Source organism: Paenibacillus sp. BR2-3, assembly GCF_046529485.1.
GTDB lineage: Bacteria > Bacillota > Bacilli > Paenibacillales > Paenibacillaceae > Paenibacillus_AQ.
This window is the reverse complement of record NZ_CP126311.1, coordinates 1,200,188-1,216,748: the sequence shown is the minus strand read 5'-3', so window position 1 is coordinate 1,216,748 and position 16,561 is coordinate 1,200,188. Positions and strand designations below refer to the sequence as shown.

Below are 16,561 nucleotides of genomic sequence, written 5' to 3'. Positions count from 1 at the left end.
AAAACGGAACCATACATTAAGAATGAGGTGGAAAAAATGAACTTTATGCCTCCTGCGAAAAGTAAACGCTGGTTCTTCTGGATGATCGCCTACGGACTGATTTTGTGGATGCTGCTGGGTTTGCACCGGATCGCCTTGTTGGAGCAACCAATAGATCTCATCATACTTCTGCGTTTTGCTCTTTTTGCCTTTGTGGTCTCCGCTATCCTTAACGGATTCGGCTGGCTTGGGGCACGATTCATATGGCTCATTACCACCATTGGCATTATCATCGGGCTGGGACTTATGTTTATGTACACGTATAGAGATATGTCGGGCTGGGAGGATCTTGCCGGTTTCCTGACCTTTACTGTGTTTATGCTGGGGGGATTCACTGCAGGGCTAGTCGTTGAAGGAATCTATCTAGTGATCAGGCGGCAGCGCAGAAAGCAATAGTTCCCTGCCTAGGCAAACCTCTGACTATTTTCTCTAAAAGGTGTTGTAGACATGTCCAATTCCTTCCTGACCAAAAATGCGCTCGCCCATTCGCTAAAAACCCTGATGGAGCATACCCCTCTTAATAAAATATCCGTCAAACGTCTGGTGGACGACTGCGGGCTGAACAGACAGACCTTCTATTATCACTTTCAGGATATTTTTGAATTGCTTGGCTGGATTTACAGAACGGAAGCCGTGGAAAGCATCGCCCAGTATCGGAGCTACAGCACGTGGACGGATGGCTTTTACCGAATCTTCTGTTATATCGAAAGCAACAAGACCTTCTGCACCAACACACTGAATTCACTCGGCAGAAATCATCTGGACGCATATCTGTACGAGGTGACGAATGACCTGATTATGGGCGTCATTAACGAACTGGCCCAGGGGATGAATATCAGCAGCGAGGATAAACGGTTTATTGCCAACTTCTATACGCTGGCCTTCACCGGCCTCGTGATCCAATGGATGAGAGACGGCATGAAGGATAAGCCCAAGCATATCATCGCCAAGCTCAGCGGTCTGATTGAGGGGAACTTTCTAAAGGCCCTGCATAAATACGAGAACAAGCCGTCGTAACCTTCGGGTGCTGCGGTTTTTTTGTCTATAAACCAGACACTTTGCTCCAAGTGACTAAAAACCATACACTTCCGGCGTTTTGATTATACCTTCCATTGCGGCCTTGGATTACATTAGGAGTGTAATTACAGTAACCTTTTGGAGGCGGACAATTGTGATAAAAGAGTACGGCAGCAAGCAGGTTTATTTTGTCGGCGGCGGAATTGCGTCACTGGCGGGTGCGGCTTACCTCGTCAGAGACTGTGACTTTCCGGGACAGAACATTCACATTATTGAAGAAATGAAAATACTCGGCGGCAGCAACGACGGGGCGGGTGACGGCGAGAACGGTTATGTTATCCGCGGCGGCCGGATGCTGAATGATGAGACCTATGAGAATCTATGGGAGTTGTTAACCTCGATTCCTTCAATCGATCATCCAGGGCAATCCGTTCGGGAAGAAATTATTGCCTTCGATAATGCGAATCCAACCCACTCCAATGCCAGACTCGTAAACAGCAAGGGCGAGGTGGTGGATGTCCTGTCCATGGGCTTTGATATGGCTGACCGGCTCGCAATGGGCAAGCTGATCATTACTCCGGAAGACAAAATGGGCAAGGCGCGGATTAGCGACTGGTTCGGCCCGCACTTTTTTGAGACGAATTTCTGGTATATGTGGGCGACCACCTTCGCCTTCCAGCCTTGGCACAGCGCGGTGGAGTTCAAAAGATATATGATCCGCTTCATTCATGAATTCCCGAGAATTCAAACCCTGGAAGGGGTGACCCGAACGCCATATAACCAATATGACTCAATCATTCTGCCGCTGCAGAAGTATTTGGAACCCTACGGCGTTGACTTCACCTTAAAATGTACGGTAACCGACCTGGAATTCAAAGACGGTGACGGGATAACGGTTACGAAGATGAACGTTCTGCGGGAAGGCGCAGAAGATGTAATTGAGGTGCACGAGGAAGATATCGTGATCGTGACAAACGGTTCGATGACTGAGGGATCAAGCCTAGGTTCGATGACATCTGCTCCATGTTTGAACGGCAAGGGCAGCTCATGGAAGCTATGGGACAACATCGCCGTCAAGAAACCGGGCCTCGGCAATCCTTCCTCCTTCGACGACCATGTGGACGGCTCGAAATGGGAGTCTTTTACGGTCACGTTCCAGGATTCCAAATTCTTCGATCTAATGGAAAAGTTCTCGCGCAACCGGGCCGGTACAGGCGCCTTGGTAACTTTTAAGGATTCGAGCTGGTTCATGTCCATCGTATTGGCCTTTCAGCCCCATTTCCGCAACCAGCCTGAGCACGTCAAGGTGTTCTGGGGCTATGGATTGTATCCGGACAAGGTTGGTGATTACGTGAAGAAGAGAATGTGCGATTGTACCGGGGAAGAGATCATGGAGGAGCTGATCGGGCATCTTCATTTTGAAGAACATAAAGACGAGATCATGGCGACCGCCAATTGTATCCCGTGCATGATGCCTTATATTACCTCCCAATTCATGCCCCGACTGAACAGTGACAGACCGAAGGTTGTTCCGGAAGGCTCTACCAACCTGGCTTTCATCGGACAGTACTGCGAAATTCCGGACGATGTTGTTTTTACCGAAGAATACTCCGTGAGAGCGGCAAGAATTGCGGTATATACGCTGCTTGGAATAAACCGCCCGATTGAGCCGATTAACCAGCATCAGTTCGATGTGCGCACGTTGTTCACCAGCTTTGTCACTTCCTTCAGATAAAATCACGGCAAAAAGGCGAAAGGCCGGAGGAATCCTCTGCCCTTCGCCTTTGTTCATTTGTCCGCCGTGTTTACGTTAAATGCTGCACGAGCCGTCGCTGCACCCATCATCGGTAGAACCCTGTGATTGGCCCTTGCCCACTACCTGCAAAGCGGGAGCCTCCTGCTCCTCCGCCCATACGGTATCGAGCACCTCGGTAAATACTGGACCCGGCTGTGCGCCTGAAACCGCGTATTTATTATTAATAACAAAGAAAGGTACGCCGGTAATTCCCAGCCGCTGTCCCTCTTCAATATCTCCGTTCACCTCATGGATATAAGCATCAGACTCCAGCATCGCCGCTGTTTCAGCCTGATCCAAACCCATCTCGGCAGCCAGCGAAACCAGTACACTGCGCTCTCCAAGATTCAGCGAGTCCGTGAAATATGCGCGCAGCAGCCGCTCCGACATTTCCGCACCTTTGCCCTGCCCGCTTGCATAGTGGCTCAGACGGTGGCTGTCAAAGGTGTTCGTATGCACCATGGTGTCGAAATGGAAATCCAGTCCGACTCCTCTAGCCTGCTCTCCTACCTGCTCATTCATCTCCTTGGCCTTGTCACGGGACATCCCGTATTTTCCAGCCAGAACATCATGAATATCCTTGTTTCCATTCACCTTGGCAGATGGATCCAACTGAAAGCTGCGGAATACAACTTCAACCTTGTCACGATGCGGGAACTGGCTTAACGCGTTTTCCAGACGTCTTTTGCCAATATAACAGAACGGACAGGCGTAATCGGACCAAACATCTATTTTCATAAAAGAATACCCTCCCATTTATCAATAACTAAAAATGTGTTTCTTACTATTATATAGTTTAACATATGATTTTACAAACTTAATCTCAGAAAATGTTTCAGCTTTTAATCGTTGATCTTTCTCCGATTATGCTGTAATTTTAGTCGAGTAACGTTACTATTGCAGTTTATAGGGAGAGATATTCATGAAAGACCAATCACAAGAGCAGCACAAAAACTGGCCAATCGTACTGCTGTTCCTGCTGATGTACGTTATTGTGGCGATGAGCGACAACTTCAAGGGCATCTTCGTTCCCCTGTTCAAAGAGGATTTCGGGGTGAGCAATACGCAGATCGGTTATGTGCTGACGGCTTGCCTGTTTATGTATGCGCTTTTTCAATATATCGGCGGGATTCTCATCGAGAGGTTCGGATACAAAAAAATAATCCTGCTCGGCATCATCATCGCCATGGGCTCTCTGGTTCTGCTAGTGACCTGTAAATCCTTTCTGGTTCTTATTATCGGCTTGTCCATACTAAACATGGGGATCGCAATGTTCAATGTCGGGGTGAATACGCTTGGCCCTGTCTTGACCGTGGCTTCAACGGCTGTACTTATGAACTTCGTCAACTTCTCCTACGGAACCGCAAATACGACGATGCAGCAGGTAACGGGAACTCTTTTGAAACAAGGCGTACGCTGGCAAACCTTCTATCTTATTATGCTCCTCTGCTGTGCGGTCTTGTTGATTTACTTGCTGTTCCTGCGAATTCCCTATAAACCGCAAACCGGGAGCGGGTCCTATAAAAAAAGCGAGCTGCTCCGCAACAAGCAGCTGTATTTCTATATCGCAGCAATCGGCTTTTACGTGGCAGCCGAGTATGGCATCGGCAACTGGTTCGTCAATTATATGAGTGAAGAGTTTTCTTTGGATGCGGAGCGCAGGGCACTGTATATGACTTTATTCTTTGGGCTGATGACTTTCGGCAGGCTGTTCGGTGGGTTTGTTGCCGACAGATTGGGGTATTTCCGCAGCATCCTGATCTATGGAACCATTGCATCGATCCTGTGTGTGACCGGCATTTCTTTGGGAGAGAACGGCCTTATTCTATTCGCGGCTTCCGGCTTGTTCTTCTCGATCATCTACCCGACACTCATGAGCACCATTCGCGGGACGTTTAAAGAAGGGGCCTCCTATGTTACCGGACTTATTCTGATGTGCGGAACGCTGATTGCCATGGCGGTAAATCTGTTGATCGGCATCGCTAATGACGGTGTTGGCGTATATTATTCCTTCTATATTGTAGCTGCCTGCCTGATCCTCAGCACCCTTGCTGTACTGCCCATCCGAAAGTGGGCGGCGGCATCGGCTGCGCAGTAAAAAAAACGGCAGATTCACGGGGTTAACCGTGAGTCTGCCGTTTTTTTAATAGTGGTATCTCTATAACTTTTGCGCTCTCCCTTTCCTCATCAGGGAACAAGTCCAATGCGGACTTCAGTCCGATACTTTCCCGAAACATTCCATTCAGCTTCGTGCTGGTGCTCTCTTCCGTATAGTTCAAGCTGACGATTTCATGGGCGGCCTCTCCCATTTCTGCGCACATCTCCGGAGCGCTCAGCATCTTATGCAGCGCGGCAGCAAGCCCGCGCGGGTCCGGATTCCCGGCCAGAAGTCCATTCACACCATCCTGCACCAGTCCTCTTACTCCCATAACATTGAAAGCCACTGTCGGAAGGCCGCAGGCGCTGGCTTCCAGTATAACCAGCGGCAATCCTTCATAGCGTGACGGGAGTACGAATAGCTCAGAGGCATTATAGTAGTTGGCGAGCATATCCTTATCCCGGATGGAGCCGAGCAATACTATTCGGTCCTCCAGCCCTTTTTGTGCGATCAGCTCCCTTAAGCTTTGCTCATCCGGTCCGCTGCCGGCAATCAGTACTTTGAACCGGGGCAGGTCCTTTAAATATTCAACCGCCTCTACCAAAAGCGAATGACCCTTCTGATGCTCAAACAAACGGCCTACGGTAATGATATACCGGGTTCCCGGGTCCAGCCCAAGCGCCGCACGCGCCTCCTCCTTATTCCGCCTGTAAAAGATAGCCGAGTTCACAAAATTAGGTACTAGCATTATACGATTGGCCATCTCCGGGAACTGGGCAACCATGCTGCGATGCTCGTCCTCATTCAAGGTGGTAAGGAAAGCCGCCTTATGGAGCGTGCGTTTCTTGATTGGCATAATCCATTTATGAATACTGCCCCCGTGATAGGCGGCAATGATCGGTATATTCAGCTGTTTGGCTGTAGTGGCCAGCCGTTCGAAACGTCCCGAAGCATATTCCTGGCTGTATATCAGATCTATTCCGTCCTCCTGCAAAATATCACCGAGACTGTTCTGCATCGTGGATACATACTGTGAGATAAACTTGCCTACCGGTGTCCGGTGCGAAAAGGGAATACGGCAGTAAGCCTTGTACAGTCGGCTGACCGGAATAAATTTCACCGTACAATCCACAACACCATGCTGATAGGTCCGGACTTCGTCACCCTTTTGCGTAAAATTATAAATCGTCGTGCGAATTCCATCCTTGCGCAAAAGCCGCGCATAATCGAAAGAAAAATCATTGTGATAGGATTTAACATATTCCTCTTCACTTAGACCCAATCCCTTGACAAAGAAATCTTCAAAGTAATTGGTATGCATAAAGATACCGATGTGCATGACATACCCTCCTTTGTACCAGATGGATTGAAAGCGGATGCTTTAGCTTCATTATAATCCCTGCAGAAGTAATTAAAAGTAAACGAAAGTGGTATATACGCACTACTTTGGGGGGAGTAAAATTAGGCTAACAGGAATAACGGAGTATTAATTAACGGCAGGAGGCAGGGACATGCATGATCTATCCATAGTAATTCCAACACGGAACCGGATTGACGACCTCACGCTGTGCATACAATCCATAGGTAATCAAACCTCTCTGGAGGATATATCCATGGAGCTGCTCATCGTGGACGATGGTGATATTCCGGAGGATGTTCTGGAGCAATACCGCATAATACTGGCCAGACTGCCACAGGCTGAGCTGCGTTATTACAGGAAAACAAAACCCGGCGTCTGGTTATCCCGGTACGAAGCACTCGGTCTGATCGATGGGGAGATTCTGCTTTCCTTCGACGACGATGCCGAATTGGATGATCCTCTATATATCCGGCGAATGCTGGATACCTATGCTATGGATAAAAGCATTGTCGGGGTTGGCGGTATCGCCAAAGGCCTTAACAGCAGTCCTTCGGGCAAGCTGCTCGGCAGGCTTACCTGCCAAATGTCCAGCTCCCCGGGAAAGCTCTCGCCCAGCACACTTGCGGGCTCCCTGCTGCTATGGGGAGAGACGAAGAACATCTTCGAGACGGATTTCTTCCACGGCTGCAACATGTCGTTCCGCACGGAGGCGCTGAAAGATATGAAACCTTATCCTTGGATGACCAGCTATGCCGTCGCCGACGATATTTATATGTGCCATTTAGCCAGCCGTTATGGCAAGCTCGTAATCAATCCGGAGATGACCATCACCCATCACGAATCTCCAAGCTCCCGGGACAAGGCTGGACGTGTCGCCCGGGCTACAGCGGTTAATCATTATTATTTACTTAATTTACGCAAGGCTCCGGTGAAAAACTACGCCGCCCTGCTATGGACGCTAACGTATCTGACTGGAAAAGAGACACTAAAACGGAATTTCAACGCCGTATCCGGATATGCCTCGGGCATCCTGTTCGTGCTCAATCCCCGTAAAAATAAATACAACGAGTATATGCTGGATTAACTGTTCTCCAGCGCTATTAACCTTGCTGCTCCGCTCTAATTACGGGGCGGTTTTTTGTTGTCTTATTTGTCATGAATATAGTATCCGCTTGTCCTTTTCTGAGGTATGATAGTAACGATGTGATTAAAGAAACTAACTTTATGGATGTTGAAACATGTTTAAGAACAAAAAAAACGACGCTTATTCTCGCTGCGATCGTCGTCATTGCTGTAGCTGTCGGCGCTTGGCTGTTTCTTAACAACAAGGGAAACAACGATTCGCAGGCTTCAAACGGTGCGCAAGTATCCACCGATGGCGGGACCAAATCGATGTCCCAGACGTTCTACATTTACGATACGGTCGTCACGATTAAGATTTTTGGAGATACCGTAGCCCAGAAAAATATGGATGATATCCAGCATATGCTGGAGAAAATGGACATAGAGCTTAGCCGGACCAAAGAAGGCGGCGAAGTATATGCGGTGAATCAGGCCGCAGGCAAAGAAGCTGTTGTTGTTTCAGACGATACTCTGGACGCTGTGAAGCAATCCTTGAAGTATGCACAGGAAATGGACGGTTTGTTCGATCCAACCATCGGTCCGCTCGTAGATCTCTGGAATATCGGCAGCGGGGGTGACCATATTCCTCCACAAGCCGATATCGATAAGGCCAAAGCACTTACCAATTACAAGGATGTTATTATTGATGAAGCAGCCAAGACTATCAAACTGGCCAACGAAGGCATGGTGCTTGATTTGGCGGAATCGGCAAAGGGTATGCCGCCGACCGTATAGCTGGACTACCTGAAGGAGCAAGGTCTGGACAGCGCAATGATTAACCTGGGCGGCAGCAGTATTATTGCCCTGGGCACTAAACCGGGCGGCACCCAGTGGAATATTGGACTGCAGGACCCGACAAAAGCCGGGGCACCCAGCTGGGTACCATTAAAATCAGTGATGAGGTTATCGATGCTTCGGGTGTATATGAACGTTTCTTTATCCAGGATGGAGTACGTTACCATCACATCCTTGATCCGCGCACGGGATTCCCGTCCCAGAACGGGCTCAAGAGCATAACAATCATGAGTCCGAATGCTACGGATGCGGATGCCTTATCTACAGGCGTATTCCTGATGGGTCTGGAGGACGGTATGAAATATCTCGAATCGCTTCCCGAAAATATTGAGGCCTTCTTCATTACCGAGGACAACAAGATTTATGCCACATCAGGAATTAGAGAGAGATTGCAGCTGACCGATCCTACGTATAGCTTTGGAAATTAATCTTTAATCTCAATAGGCAGTATATAAAAAGCGGGTGTCCAATAAGCCGAAAATGGCTGACGGGACACCCGCTTGCTTTTGGAGCAATGATTTCGTCACAGGATAGGAAGCTCTTTGAACTCCTCATAATTGGTAAAGGTATAACTCGGCTCATGGGCGGTAAGCGGCTGTCTCCCTCTGGGGTTATACCAGCATACTTTCCAGCCTGCCTCCAGCGCCCCAACCACATCGTTAGCCCAGGTATCTCCTACGTATAAACATTGCTCAGCCGTTGTCTCCGTTCTCCGGTTCACATAGGCAAAGATTTCCGGATCCGGCTTGGCAATCCCGACGGCATCAGAGATGAAAATCCGGTCACTTGGAATGAGCTTGTCTACACCCAGTGCGCGTATTTTCTTCATTTGATGATCTTCAGGACCGTTTGTAATAATCCCGACCGTATGACCGCCGGAAATGAACCTTTGAAGCTGGGGAAGTACACCCTCAATCATCTCAATTGCATACTGACGGCTTATGTACGCCGCTTGTACCCGTGCAGCCGTATCCCGGTCCAAGTGCATATCATACTCTGCAAAAGCCAGCTCCATCCGCATCAGCCGGGTTTCCTCAAGCGCAAGCTCACCCTGCAAATATTTGGGCCAGAGCACATCGCTGTGATGTCTCACCCTGTGGAATAGATCAGCTACGTTCAGAACGCTCTCATCCAGGTTCAGCACTACCCGCACGGCATCCCGGAAAGGAACCAAATGATTGTAAAGGGTATCATCCAAATCAAAAAAAATAGCTAGCTTATGGCTCTTCTTCACGTAATTGCTCCTTAATTTTTGAAATAAAGATTATAGCTGTAAAATTCCTCATCCTTGACGTATCCGCTCGCTTCATACAAACGCTGTGCCGTTGTGTTGTCTTTCATGGTTGTCAGTGACAAGCCTTTAGTCCCCGTCGTTACGGCATAATCTCGGGCAGTCTCCAGCAGCATAGAGCCTATACCCTTACCCCGGAACGGAGAGGCTACAAATAAATCGTTCAGGATCCACAACCGCTGCATGCTAACTGATGAAAAGGATGGATACAGCTGAGTAAAGCCGGCAGCGCGTTTCGCTTCCCCTTCTCCTTCAACAGCTAAATAAACAACACTTTCGTCCCTGCTTAGCCGCTCTCTCAAAAAGCTTCGCGCAGACTCGGGGTTGGAGCTTTGCCCATAGAATACCCGATATTGGTCAAACAATGGAACCAGCAGCTCCATATTCTCCAGACTGCCCCGCTCGATCACGTAATTTTGCATCGTTTGAGCCTCACTTTTATTTTTTGGAATCGTAAAATACATGACGGGCATTGATTATCCCGTTCTCTATATCCATCAGTCCGAAGGAATACAATCGTTCACGCCGCTTATCGGTCGGAGAGCCCGGATTAAATAAAAGAATACCGTTCTCGTTCCTCATCAGAGGCTGATGCGAATGCCCGAACAGAATGCAGTTCAGCTGGACATCGGAAAAAGCCTTCAATGCATTTCCGTCCGTTCCCTTGCCTGAATAGGGTGTATGTCCGTGAACCATACCTATGCGGACTCCATCCAGCTCAATGATTTTGCGTTCCCCGAACCTCTGAATGATTTCCTCACCGTCATTATTCCCGGCAATCCCTTCTACCGGGGCTAACGCGGCCAGCTGCTTATAAACTTCCATGCTGACCCAGTCACCAAGATGAAGAATAAGGTCAACCTTTCGGAATTCCTCTGTAAGCGCCTGCGGCAGTGCTTTGGACATTCTGGTCATATGCGTATCCGATACAACTCCAATTTTCATGGACGTCAGCTCCTTGCGTGATATACAAGCATTATAGCAGAACCATATTAAAGCTTACTTATACTTGTTCCAGTCCTGGTTGCTGTTCTCGAGCAGATGTGCAAAATCATTCTCCAGCCGCTTCTGCTCTGCCTTACGCTGATCCTCCACGGCCTTGCGTGCAGTCTCTTTGCGGTTATTCTCCTCCGCTTTCACTTCATCCATCTGTGCCTTAAGCTTGTCCAGAACCTCACGGCTCAGCATATCTTTCAGGGTAGCCGGAGCGTCCGCAGCAGGGGTACGCGGAGCGCTAGGCATTTTCTTCTTTTTTGCCACGATTAACCTCCCTATAATTTAAGGCCGATAATGACCAGATCACGTTCTATACCATCCATTACGGCTACCCCTGGCAGCAATCCCCACCGGGTAAAGCCGAATTTTTGCAGCAGCCCCAAGCTGGGTTCGTTATGTCCGAATACAAAGCCCACCAGATTCTTGATGCCGAGCCGCGAACATTCTTCCAGCGCTTTGGTTAACAGGATACTGCCTGCTCCACTGCCACGAACTTTCTCATTTACGTAAATACTGATCTCTGCTGTTCCATTATATGCCGGCCGGCCATAGAACGACTGAAAACTGAGCCAGGCCGCAATTTCCCCATCATTTTTTAGTACCCAAAGCGGGCGGTGATGGCTATTATGATCATGGAACCATTCTTCTCTATCTTGTACGCTAACAGGTTCCAGATCAGCAGTTACGACCCGTCCTGCAATCGTAGAGTTGTAAATTTCCACAATCGCTGCCAAATCTCCTAATACTGCATCTTCAATAACGTATTGTTGCCACTCCATCTTCTTCATTCCTCCATCAGGCTCCCGCGGATGATCATAAGCTCCGTGAGAGAATTATTATACTTGTCCAAAGTAAATCATTGTTGCCATTCAGTCAATTGGTAAAAGTGCCTCTGATTTCACCCTTGAGCGAAAAGTGGCCTGCTTTTAGTGCCCCACCTCCCCTGTGCACCCCGCCATATTATGTTCTATAATGGGAATATTGCATGTTTTTAACGCGACGGGAAAAGGGGAATAACCAAAATGAAGCATGCGCTTAAAAGTCTGGAGCAAGGGATGACTGGCGAGGGGCTTGACGCTCTGCTCGTGACAGATCCCAAGCATGTATATTATCTGACCGGGTTCGCCAGTAATCCGCATGAACGGTTTCTGGGACTGCTGCTTGTTCGTGGAGAAGAGCCCTTGCTAATCGTTCCGGCCCTGGATGGAGAGGCGGCCCAGGCGGCTTCTTCTGTTCCGTCTATCCTGACACACAGTGATACGGATAATCCCTACGACCTCCTTAAGGAACAGCTTAACAGCGTTAAGCTGGGTACCCTCGGGATTGAGAAGGAGCATTTCTCCGTAGCCCGTTTTGAACTCCTGTCTCATTCGGTACCTGTGGAGAAAATCAGCGACATCGGTCCTCTGCTGCGCAGCATGCGGGCCAAGAAAACACCTGAAGAAGTGGACCGGATAAAGCATGCCGCGGAGCTTGTAGAGGAAGTGCTTCGGCGTGGTTTGGAGCATGTAAAGAATGGTGTCAGCGAAATCGAGCTGGTGGCTGAGCTTGAATATTTGATGAAAAAGGTTGGCGCTTCCGGACCTTCCTTCGACACGATGGTGCTCTCAGGACCTAACACTGCTCTGCCTCACGGTGTGCCGGGCAACCGGGTTATACAGCCGGGCGACTTCCTCATGTTCGATCTTGGGGTGTATGCCGGAGGTTATGCTTCTGACATTACGCGCACCTTTGCCGTTGAACAAGCGGACAGCGAGCTGGTAACCGTCTATAATACCGTGCTGGCGGCCAACGAAGCCGGGATCGCTGCCTCCAAGCCGGGTGCCACATTCGGCGCAGTCGACCGGGCAGCACGGGAAGTGATCGAGGCTGCAGGGTTCGGACCTTATTTCATGCACCGTGTTGGCCACGGACTTGGCATGGACACCCATGAGTACCCCTCCCTTCACGGCCTGAACGAGGACATGATCGAGATCGGGAATGTTTTTACAGTCGAGCCGGGTATTTATGTGCCGGGACTTGGCGGTGTCCGTATTGAAGACGATGTATGGGTAACCGAACACGGTCCGCAGACACTCACGAGCTTTCCGAAAGCACTAAGCGTACTTCAACTGTAGGAGAATAGCAACGGATTACAACAAACGGCAGGCCAAGGGGATTATCCTGGCTTGTCTTTTCTTTTCCTTTATTTGTAAACGTTTCGAAAATTGCGAAAATAAATGACAATAAATCATACCTTACTGAAATTTTACATCGAAATTCCACATTTTCACTATTCAACCGGGGGTTAATTCTATAGAATAGTACAGAAAAGGAGAGAACATTATGTTTCGGATCAGGCATTCCATTAGCCAAAGATTTACGCGTTTGTTGTTTGTTGTACTTTTGCTCACGTCGCTTTTGTTAAGTATCAGCTTTTACTTTATATCCGTCAGTACATTTGACAGCTATGTGATGCCGCAAATCAATAAGCTGTTGACATCTTCCGGCCAGGACATAAGTAAGAATCTCAATACTACCCATGCCCAGCAAGCAAGCAACAATAGCGAGCAGGCAGCGATGAATGTTGAGTTTTACTTTCAGGAGAAGAGAAAGCAGTTCGATGTAGAAACGATCTTTCTCGCTGATCTGAAAGAGGGCAAGGCTACTGTTATTACCGCAGATCACGGTTCCAAGCTTAAGGCTAAGAAAGTGATTGAAGTGCAGCCGGCTATGGAGCAAGCCTCCAAGGGAAAGAGCGGGCTGAGCGAAATTTATAGTGACAGTCATGGCGTACATAAAACATCATATGTCGGAATACCTGGCAGCACACTCGTAGTTGGTGTAAGTGCCGATGTGGGCTTTATTCAGGACAAAATGAACAGCATTCTTTGGACAAGCGCTGGAATTACTCTTTTATCGATGATTATTGGGTTAAGCTCGGCCTGGTTTATGAGCCGCCGGATTACAAAACCCCTTACACAGCTCGCTACATACAGTAACCGGTTGGCAGAGGGTGATTTCACACAGAAATTAACAATTAAAGGTAAAGATGAGGTTGGGCAGCTCTCGGAAAGCTTCCAGACCATGACTCTCCGCCTCAAGGATATGATAGGACAGGTTCTGAGCACCTCCGATACCGTAGTATCCGATTCGAACGATTTAAAAGTGCGGGTGGATACCCTGAATGAAATGGCGGGCCGTTCTTCCTTGTCCGTTGAGGAAATCGGCAAAGGCAGCCGTACCATCGCTGACAGCGTGCTGGATAATTCCCGGGCTATGGAAGAGATCAATATAGGCATTCAGCATATTGCGTCCGCTGCGGGTGAAGTCACCGAGCAAATTCATGAAGCTTCCGAAAAAGCCGAAGGCGGAAATGATATCGCCCAAAACGCCGTGCAGCAAATGCGCCAGGTCGAGCAGGCTTCCGAACAATCCCTGCAGCAATTCCAGATTATGAATGAGCGCTCACTTAGGATCGGTGAGGTCGTTCAGGGGATAACTGAAATAACGAAACAGATTCAAATGCTGTCGCTGAACGCCTCAATCGAAGCGGCACGCGCCGGAGAACACGGTCGCGGCTTTGCCGTTGTGGCAGGAGAGGTCCGCAAGCTGTCCGAGCAATCCCGTAACGCTACCGAGCAAATCCGTGACTTTCTGCTGAGTCTGCAGCAGGACATGAACCGTTCCGTTGCAGAAATGAACCACGTGAATTCCGAGGTTGCTTCAGGGGTCGGCAAGGTGCGGGAAGCCGGTGAGGCTTTTAATCATCTGCTGGTTCTAATACAGAGCATTAGCAATAGTGTTCAATCCGTATCTGCGGCCACCGAAGAGATCTCGGCTGGCACCGAAGAGGTTAGCGCCTCTGTTGAAGAAACCGCACAAATTACCGCCAGGTCTCAAGCCAGTGCGGAGTCATTAGGTGAGAACTATGCCCGGCAGCAAGCAGAACTGGAAGGCCATGCATTAACCGTAGATCATCTGCATGAGCAGGCGGTGAAGCTGCAGGAAGCCGTACAGCAGTTTAAAATATAACAAACGGGGGCTATTCCCAGGATCTGAAACGGAACCTGGAAATAGCCCTTTTTGCTGCCTTCCCGGTATATCCCGGCGCTCACGAGCATCCGGCGTGAACTCTTTCCTGCTTTTGTTAATTCAAGCCTTTTGGTTTACAATAAATGCTGTATTCAATCATGCTGCAACGGAGGAACTTACTATGATTTTCATTGATAACACAGGGATTACGGACGCATCTGTCAATCTGGCGATTGAAGAGTATGCGCTTAAGCACTTGCCTATGGACGAAAGCTATCTGCTCTTTTATATCAACAGTCCGTCCATCATTATCGGCAAGCATCAGAATACAATTGAAGAGATTAATCAGGAGTATGTCAAAACTAACAATATCCAGGTCGTGCGGCGTTTGTCCGGCGGCGGTGCCGTATATCATGATCTCGGAAATCTCAACTTCAGCTTCATCACTAAAGACGACGGACAATCGTTCCATAACTTTCTGAAATTCACGCAGCCGGTAATCGACTACCTGCAGAGTATGGGCGTAAACGCCGAGCTTAGCGGCCGCAATGATCTTCAGGTCGGTGAGCAGAAAATCTCCGGAAACGCCCAGTTCTCCACACGCGGACGCATGTTCAGCCACGGCACACTCATGTTCGATTTGAATCTGAATGATGTACAAGCTTCGCTCAACGCCAACCCGGAGAAGTTCAAATCGAAGAGCACCAAATCTGTACGCAGCCGCGTAGCCAACATTAAAGAGCTGCTCGGAACCGATCTCACAATTGAGGAATTCCGCGACGGCCTGCTGCGTTCGATCTTTGGCCTGGAGCCTTCCGAGGTGCCGCAGTACAAGCTCGAACAGAAAGACTGGGATAAAATCAACGAAATCTCCAACGAGCATTACAAGAATTGGGATTGGAACTATGGCCAGTCGCCGAAAAGCAATGTTAAGCATGCGCGCAAATTCCCGGCAGGCATTATCGATATCCGCATGGATATTGAGGATGCACGCATTCAGGATATCAAAATCTATGGTGACTTTTTCGGGGTGGGTGACGTAACCGATGTGGAAAATGCGCTGCGCGGCAAACGCTATGAGCAGGCCGAGGTCAGACAAGCTCTGGGCGGATTGGACTTGAAGCATTACTTCGGCCGCATCGAGCCGGAGGACTTCATTGGTTTGATTTTTTTGGAGGAATAGCGTCCTAAGGATGTAACAATAGATTTACGCATAAAAAGGCTTTCCGCTGTAGAGACAAACAGCAGGAAGCCTTTTTATTCGATAAAAATTATGATGAAAGCACAAATACATAGACAACCAGCGCCAGCGTGAGCATAATGCATAGGCTCTCTACGGCGCCCCCCTTCTTCGTGCCTGTACTCATCAGCTTCAGGCGTAGCTTGAAGGGAAGCGGCGGGAGGGGAGTAATGCCGTGCCGGGTCAGGGAATCCGCCAACAGATGGAGGGCATAGGACATGCCACCGGCAATCCATAAGCTGTCACCGTCCACCATGCCTAAGGAGGAAAAATACAAAAGCGCACTCCAGCCGACAACGCCGTAGAGCGTGTGCGTCAGTCCGCGATGCGGGACAAGCGCAGATATGGCAAGCACGCACGCTGCAATATAGTTCCACGGATCGTAAGCGTCCCCGAACGCAAACAGCCCTAAGGCAATCAGCAGCATGACCAGATGCCGCAGCCTTCTGCCCGGCAGAAAAGAGACACTGCCAACAAGCAGCGACAATACGATATTCCAGGGAGAAGGAGCAACACCGGCAAAATAAAAATAAATTGCGGCCCCAATCAAGGCAATCTGGAGTCCCCTGAGCAGAAATTCGGGAATCGCCTTGCGTACCAGCAGCGAATTTGGCTCGTCAATGTCAGGCAGCAGTGAGCTTAAGCCCGCCACGGCAATGACAGGGATAGTGATATCATGACCCAGCAGACTCATCACTGACAGGGTAACCCCGGTGCTTATGATTAAATGGGATTTGCCCATCATGGTGAACCGCCCCTTTCTAGGATGTGAAAAAACAGGAACAAATGTGCGG

At 49.0% G+C, this 16,561-nt stretch carries 17 protein-coding genes and 1 pseudogene; 10 read left to right on the top strand and 8 right to left on the bottom strand.

All coding sequences use genetic code 11. The features are described 5' to 3' along the window. Positions 1-36: 36 nt before the first annotated feature. The 3 genes from PaeBR_RS05820 (at position 37) to PaeBR_RS05810 (ending at position 2,791) form a co-directional block, all read left to right on the top strand. Positions 37-435: a hypothetical protein gene (locus PaeBR_RS05820; protein WP_410513928.1), complete on the top strand. Its 399-nt coding sequence runs from the start codon at positions 37-39 to the stop codon at positions 433-435. Between the two features lie 51 nt (positions 436-486). Next, a complete protein-coding gene (gene dhaS / locus PaeBR_RS05815) occupies positions 487-1,056 on the top strand; it encodes a dihydroxyacetone kinase transcriptional activator DhaS (RefSeq protein ID WP_410513927.1) in 570 nt (189 codons plus the stop codon). A 154-nt stretch (positions 1,057-1,210) separates the two neighbouring features. Beyond that, on the top strand, positions 1,211-2,791 hold the full coding sequence (locus tag PaeBR_RS05810) for an oleate hydratase (protein WP_410513926.1): 1,581 nt from the start codon (positions 1,211-1,213) through the stop codon (positions 2,789-2,791). A gap of 75 nt (positions 2,792-2,866) precedes the next feature. Here the strand turns inward: PaeBR_RS05810 and PaeBR_RS05805 are convergent, their stop codons facing one another. After that, positions 2,867-3,589, bottom strand: a complete 723-nt coding sequence (locus PaeBR_RS05805) for a DsbA family protein (protein WP_410513925.1) — start codon at positions 3,587-3,589, stop codon at positions 2,867-2,869. A gap of 184 nt (positions 3,590-3,773) precedes the next feature. Here PaeBR_RS05805 and PaeBR_RS05800 point away from each other — a divergent pair, with 184 nt between their 5' ends. Then, positions 3,774-4,949, top strand: coding sequence for an MFS transporter (locus tag PaeBR_RS05800; protein WP_410513924.1), 1,176 nt, complete (start codon positions 3,774-3,776; stop codon positions 4,947-4,949). 22 nt (positions 4,950-4,971) lie between these two features. On the opposite strand, the gene PaeBR_RS05795 is transcribed toward PaeBR_RS05800, so the two are convergent. After that, complete coding sequence (locus PaeBR_RS05795) at positions 4,972-6,288, bottom strand: glycosyltransferase family 4 protein (protein WP_410513923.1); 1,317 nt, start codon at positions 6,286-6,288, stop codon at positions 4,972-4,974. Positions 6,289-6,460: 172 nt separating this feature from the next. Here PaeBR_RS05795 and PaeBR_RS05790 point away from each other — a divergent pair, with 172 nt between their 5' ends. The 3 genes and pseudogenes from PaeBR_RS05790 to PaeBR_RS05780 all read left to right on the top strand — a co-directional run bounded on the left by PaeBR_RS05790 (position 6,461) and on the right by PaeBR_RS05780 (position 8,654). Beyond that, positions 6,461-7,393, top strand: coding sequence for a glycosyltransferase family 2 protein (locus tag PaeBR_RS05790; RefSeq protein ID WP_410513922.1), 933 nt, complete (start codon positions 6,461-6,463; stop codon positions 7,391-7,393). Positions 7,394-7,464: 71 nt separating this feature from the next. Then, positions 7,465-8,262, top strand: a pseudogene (locus tag PaeBR_RS05785) (FAD:protein FMN transferase); the annotation flags it as partial. Next, entirely contained in the window at positions 8,262-8,654 is a 393-nt protein-coding gene (locus PaeBR_RS05780) for an FAD:protein FMN transferase (RefSeq protein WP_410513921.1), read from the top strand. The pseudogene PaeBR_RS05785 and the gene PaeBR_RS05780, both read left to right, overlap by 1 nt. A gap of 95 nt (positions 8,655-8,749) precedes the next feature. On the opposite strand, the gene PaeBR_RS05775 is transcribed toward PaeBR_RS05780, so the two are convergent. From PaeBR_RS05775 to PaeBR_RS05755, 5 genes are read right to left on the bottom strand one after another with little or no spacing between them, the layout of a single operon-like run. After that, on the bottom strand, positions 8,750-9,460 hold the full coding sequence (locus PaeBR_RS05775) for an HAD family hydrolase (protein WP_410513920.1): 711 nt from the start codon (positions 9,458-9,460) through the stop codon (positions 8,750-8,752). A gap of 11 nt (positions 9,461-9,471) precedes the next feature. Continuing rightward, the gene (locus tag PaeBR_RS05770) at positions 9,472-9,939 is read right to left on the bottom strand and encodes a GNAT family N-acetyltransferase (RefSeq protein WP_410513919.1); all 468 of its coding nucleotides are present in this window, start codon (positions 9,937-9,939) and stop codon (positions 9,472-9,474) included. Between the two features lie 16 nt (positions 9,940-9,955). Next, positions 9,956-10,462, bottom strand: coding sequence for a metallophosphoesterase family protein (locus PaeBR_RS05765; protein WP_410513918.1), 507 nt, complete (start codon positions 10,460-10,462; stop codon positions 9,956-9,958). Between the two features lie 54 nt (positions 10,463-10,516). Further along, on the bottom strand, positions 10,517-10,777 hold the full coding sequence (locus PaeBR_RS05760; RefSeq protein ID WP_410513917.1) for a YqkE family protein: 261 nt from the start codon (positions 10,775-10,777) through the stop codon (positions 10,517-10,519). Between the two features lie 11 nt (positions 10,778-10,788). Then, entirely contained in the window at positions 10,789-11,292 is a 504-nt protein-coding gene (locus PaeBR_RS05755; RefSeq protein WP_410513916.1) for a GNAT family N-acetyltransferase, read from the bottom strand. A 243-nt stretch (positions 11,293-11,535) separates the two neighbouring features. Between PaeBR_RS05755 and PaeBR_RS05750 the strand changes: the two genes are divergently transcribed. From PaeBR_RS05750 to PaeBR_RS05740, 3 genes are all read left to right on the top strand, one after another. Then, positions 11,536-12,630, top strand: a complete 1,095-nt coding sequence (locus tag PaeBR_RS05750; RefSeq protein WP_410513915.1) for a M24 family metallopeptidase — start codon at positions 11,536-11,538, stop codon at positions 12,628-12,630. A 208-nt stretch (positions 12,631-12,838) separates the two neighbouring features. Further along, entirely contained in the window at positions 12,839-14,527 is a 1,689-nt protein-coding gene (locus PaeBR_RS05745) for a methyl-accepting chemotaxis protein (protein WP_410513914.1), read from the top strand. A gap of 181 nt (positions 14,528-14,708) precedes the next feature. After that, a complete protein-coding gene (locus PaeBR_RS05740) occupies positions 14,709-15,710 on the top strand; it encodes a lipoate--protein ligase (protein WP_410513913.1) in 1,002 nt (333 codons plus the stop codon). Between the two features lie 88 nt (positions 15,711-15,798). Here the strand turns inward: PaeBR_RS05740 and PaeBR_RS05735 are convergent, their stop codons facing one another. Next, positions 15,799-16,512: a metal-dependent hydrolase gene (locus tag PaeBR_RS05735; protein ID WP_410513912.1), complete on the bottom strand. Its 714-nt coding sequence runs from the start codon at positions 16,510-16,512 to the stop codon at positions 15,799-15,801. Between the last annotated feature and the right edge of the window lie 49 nt (positions 16,513-16,561).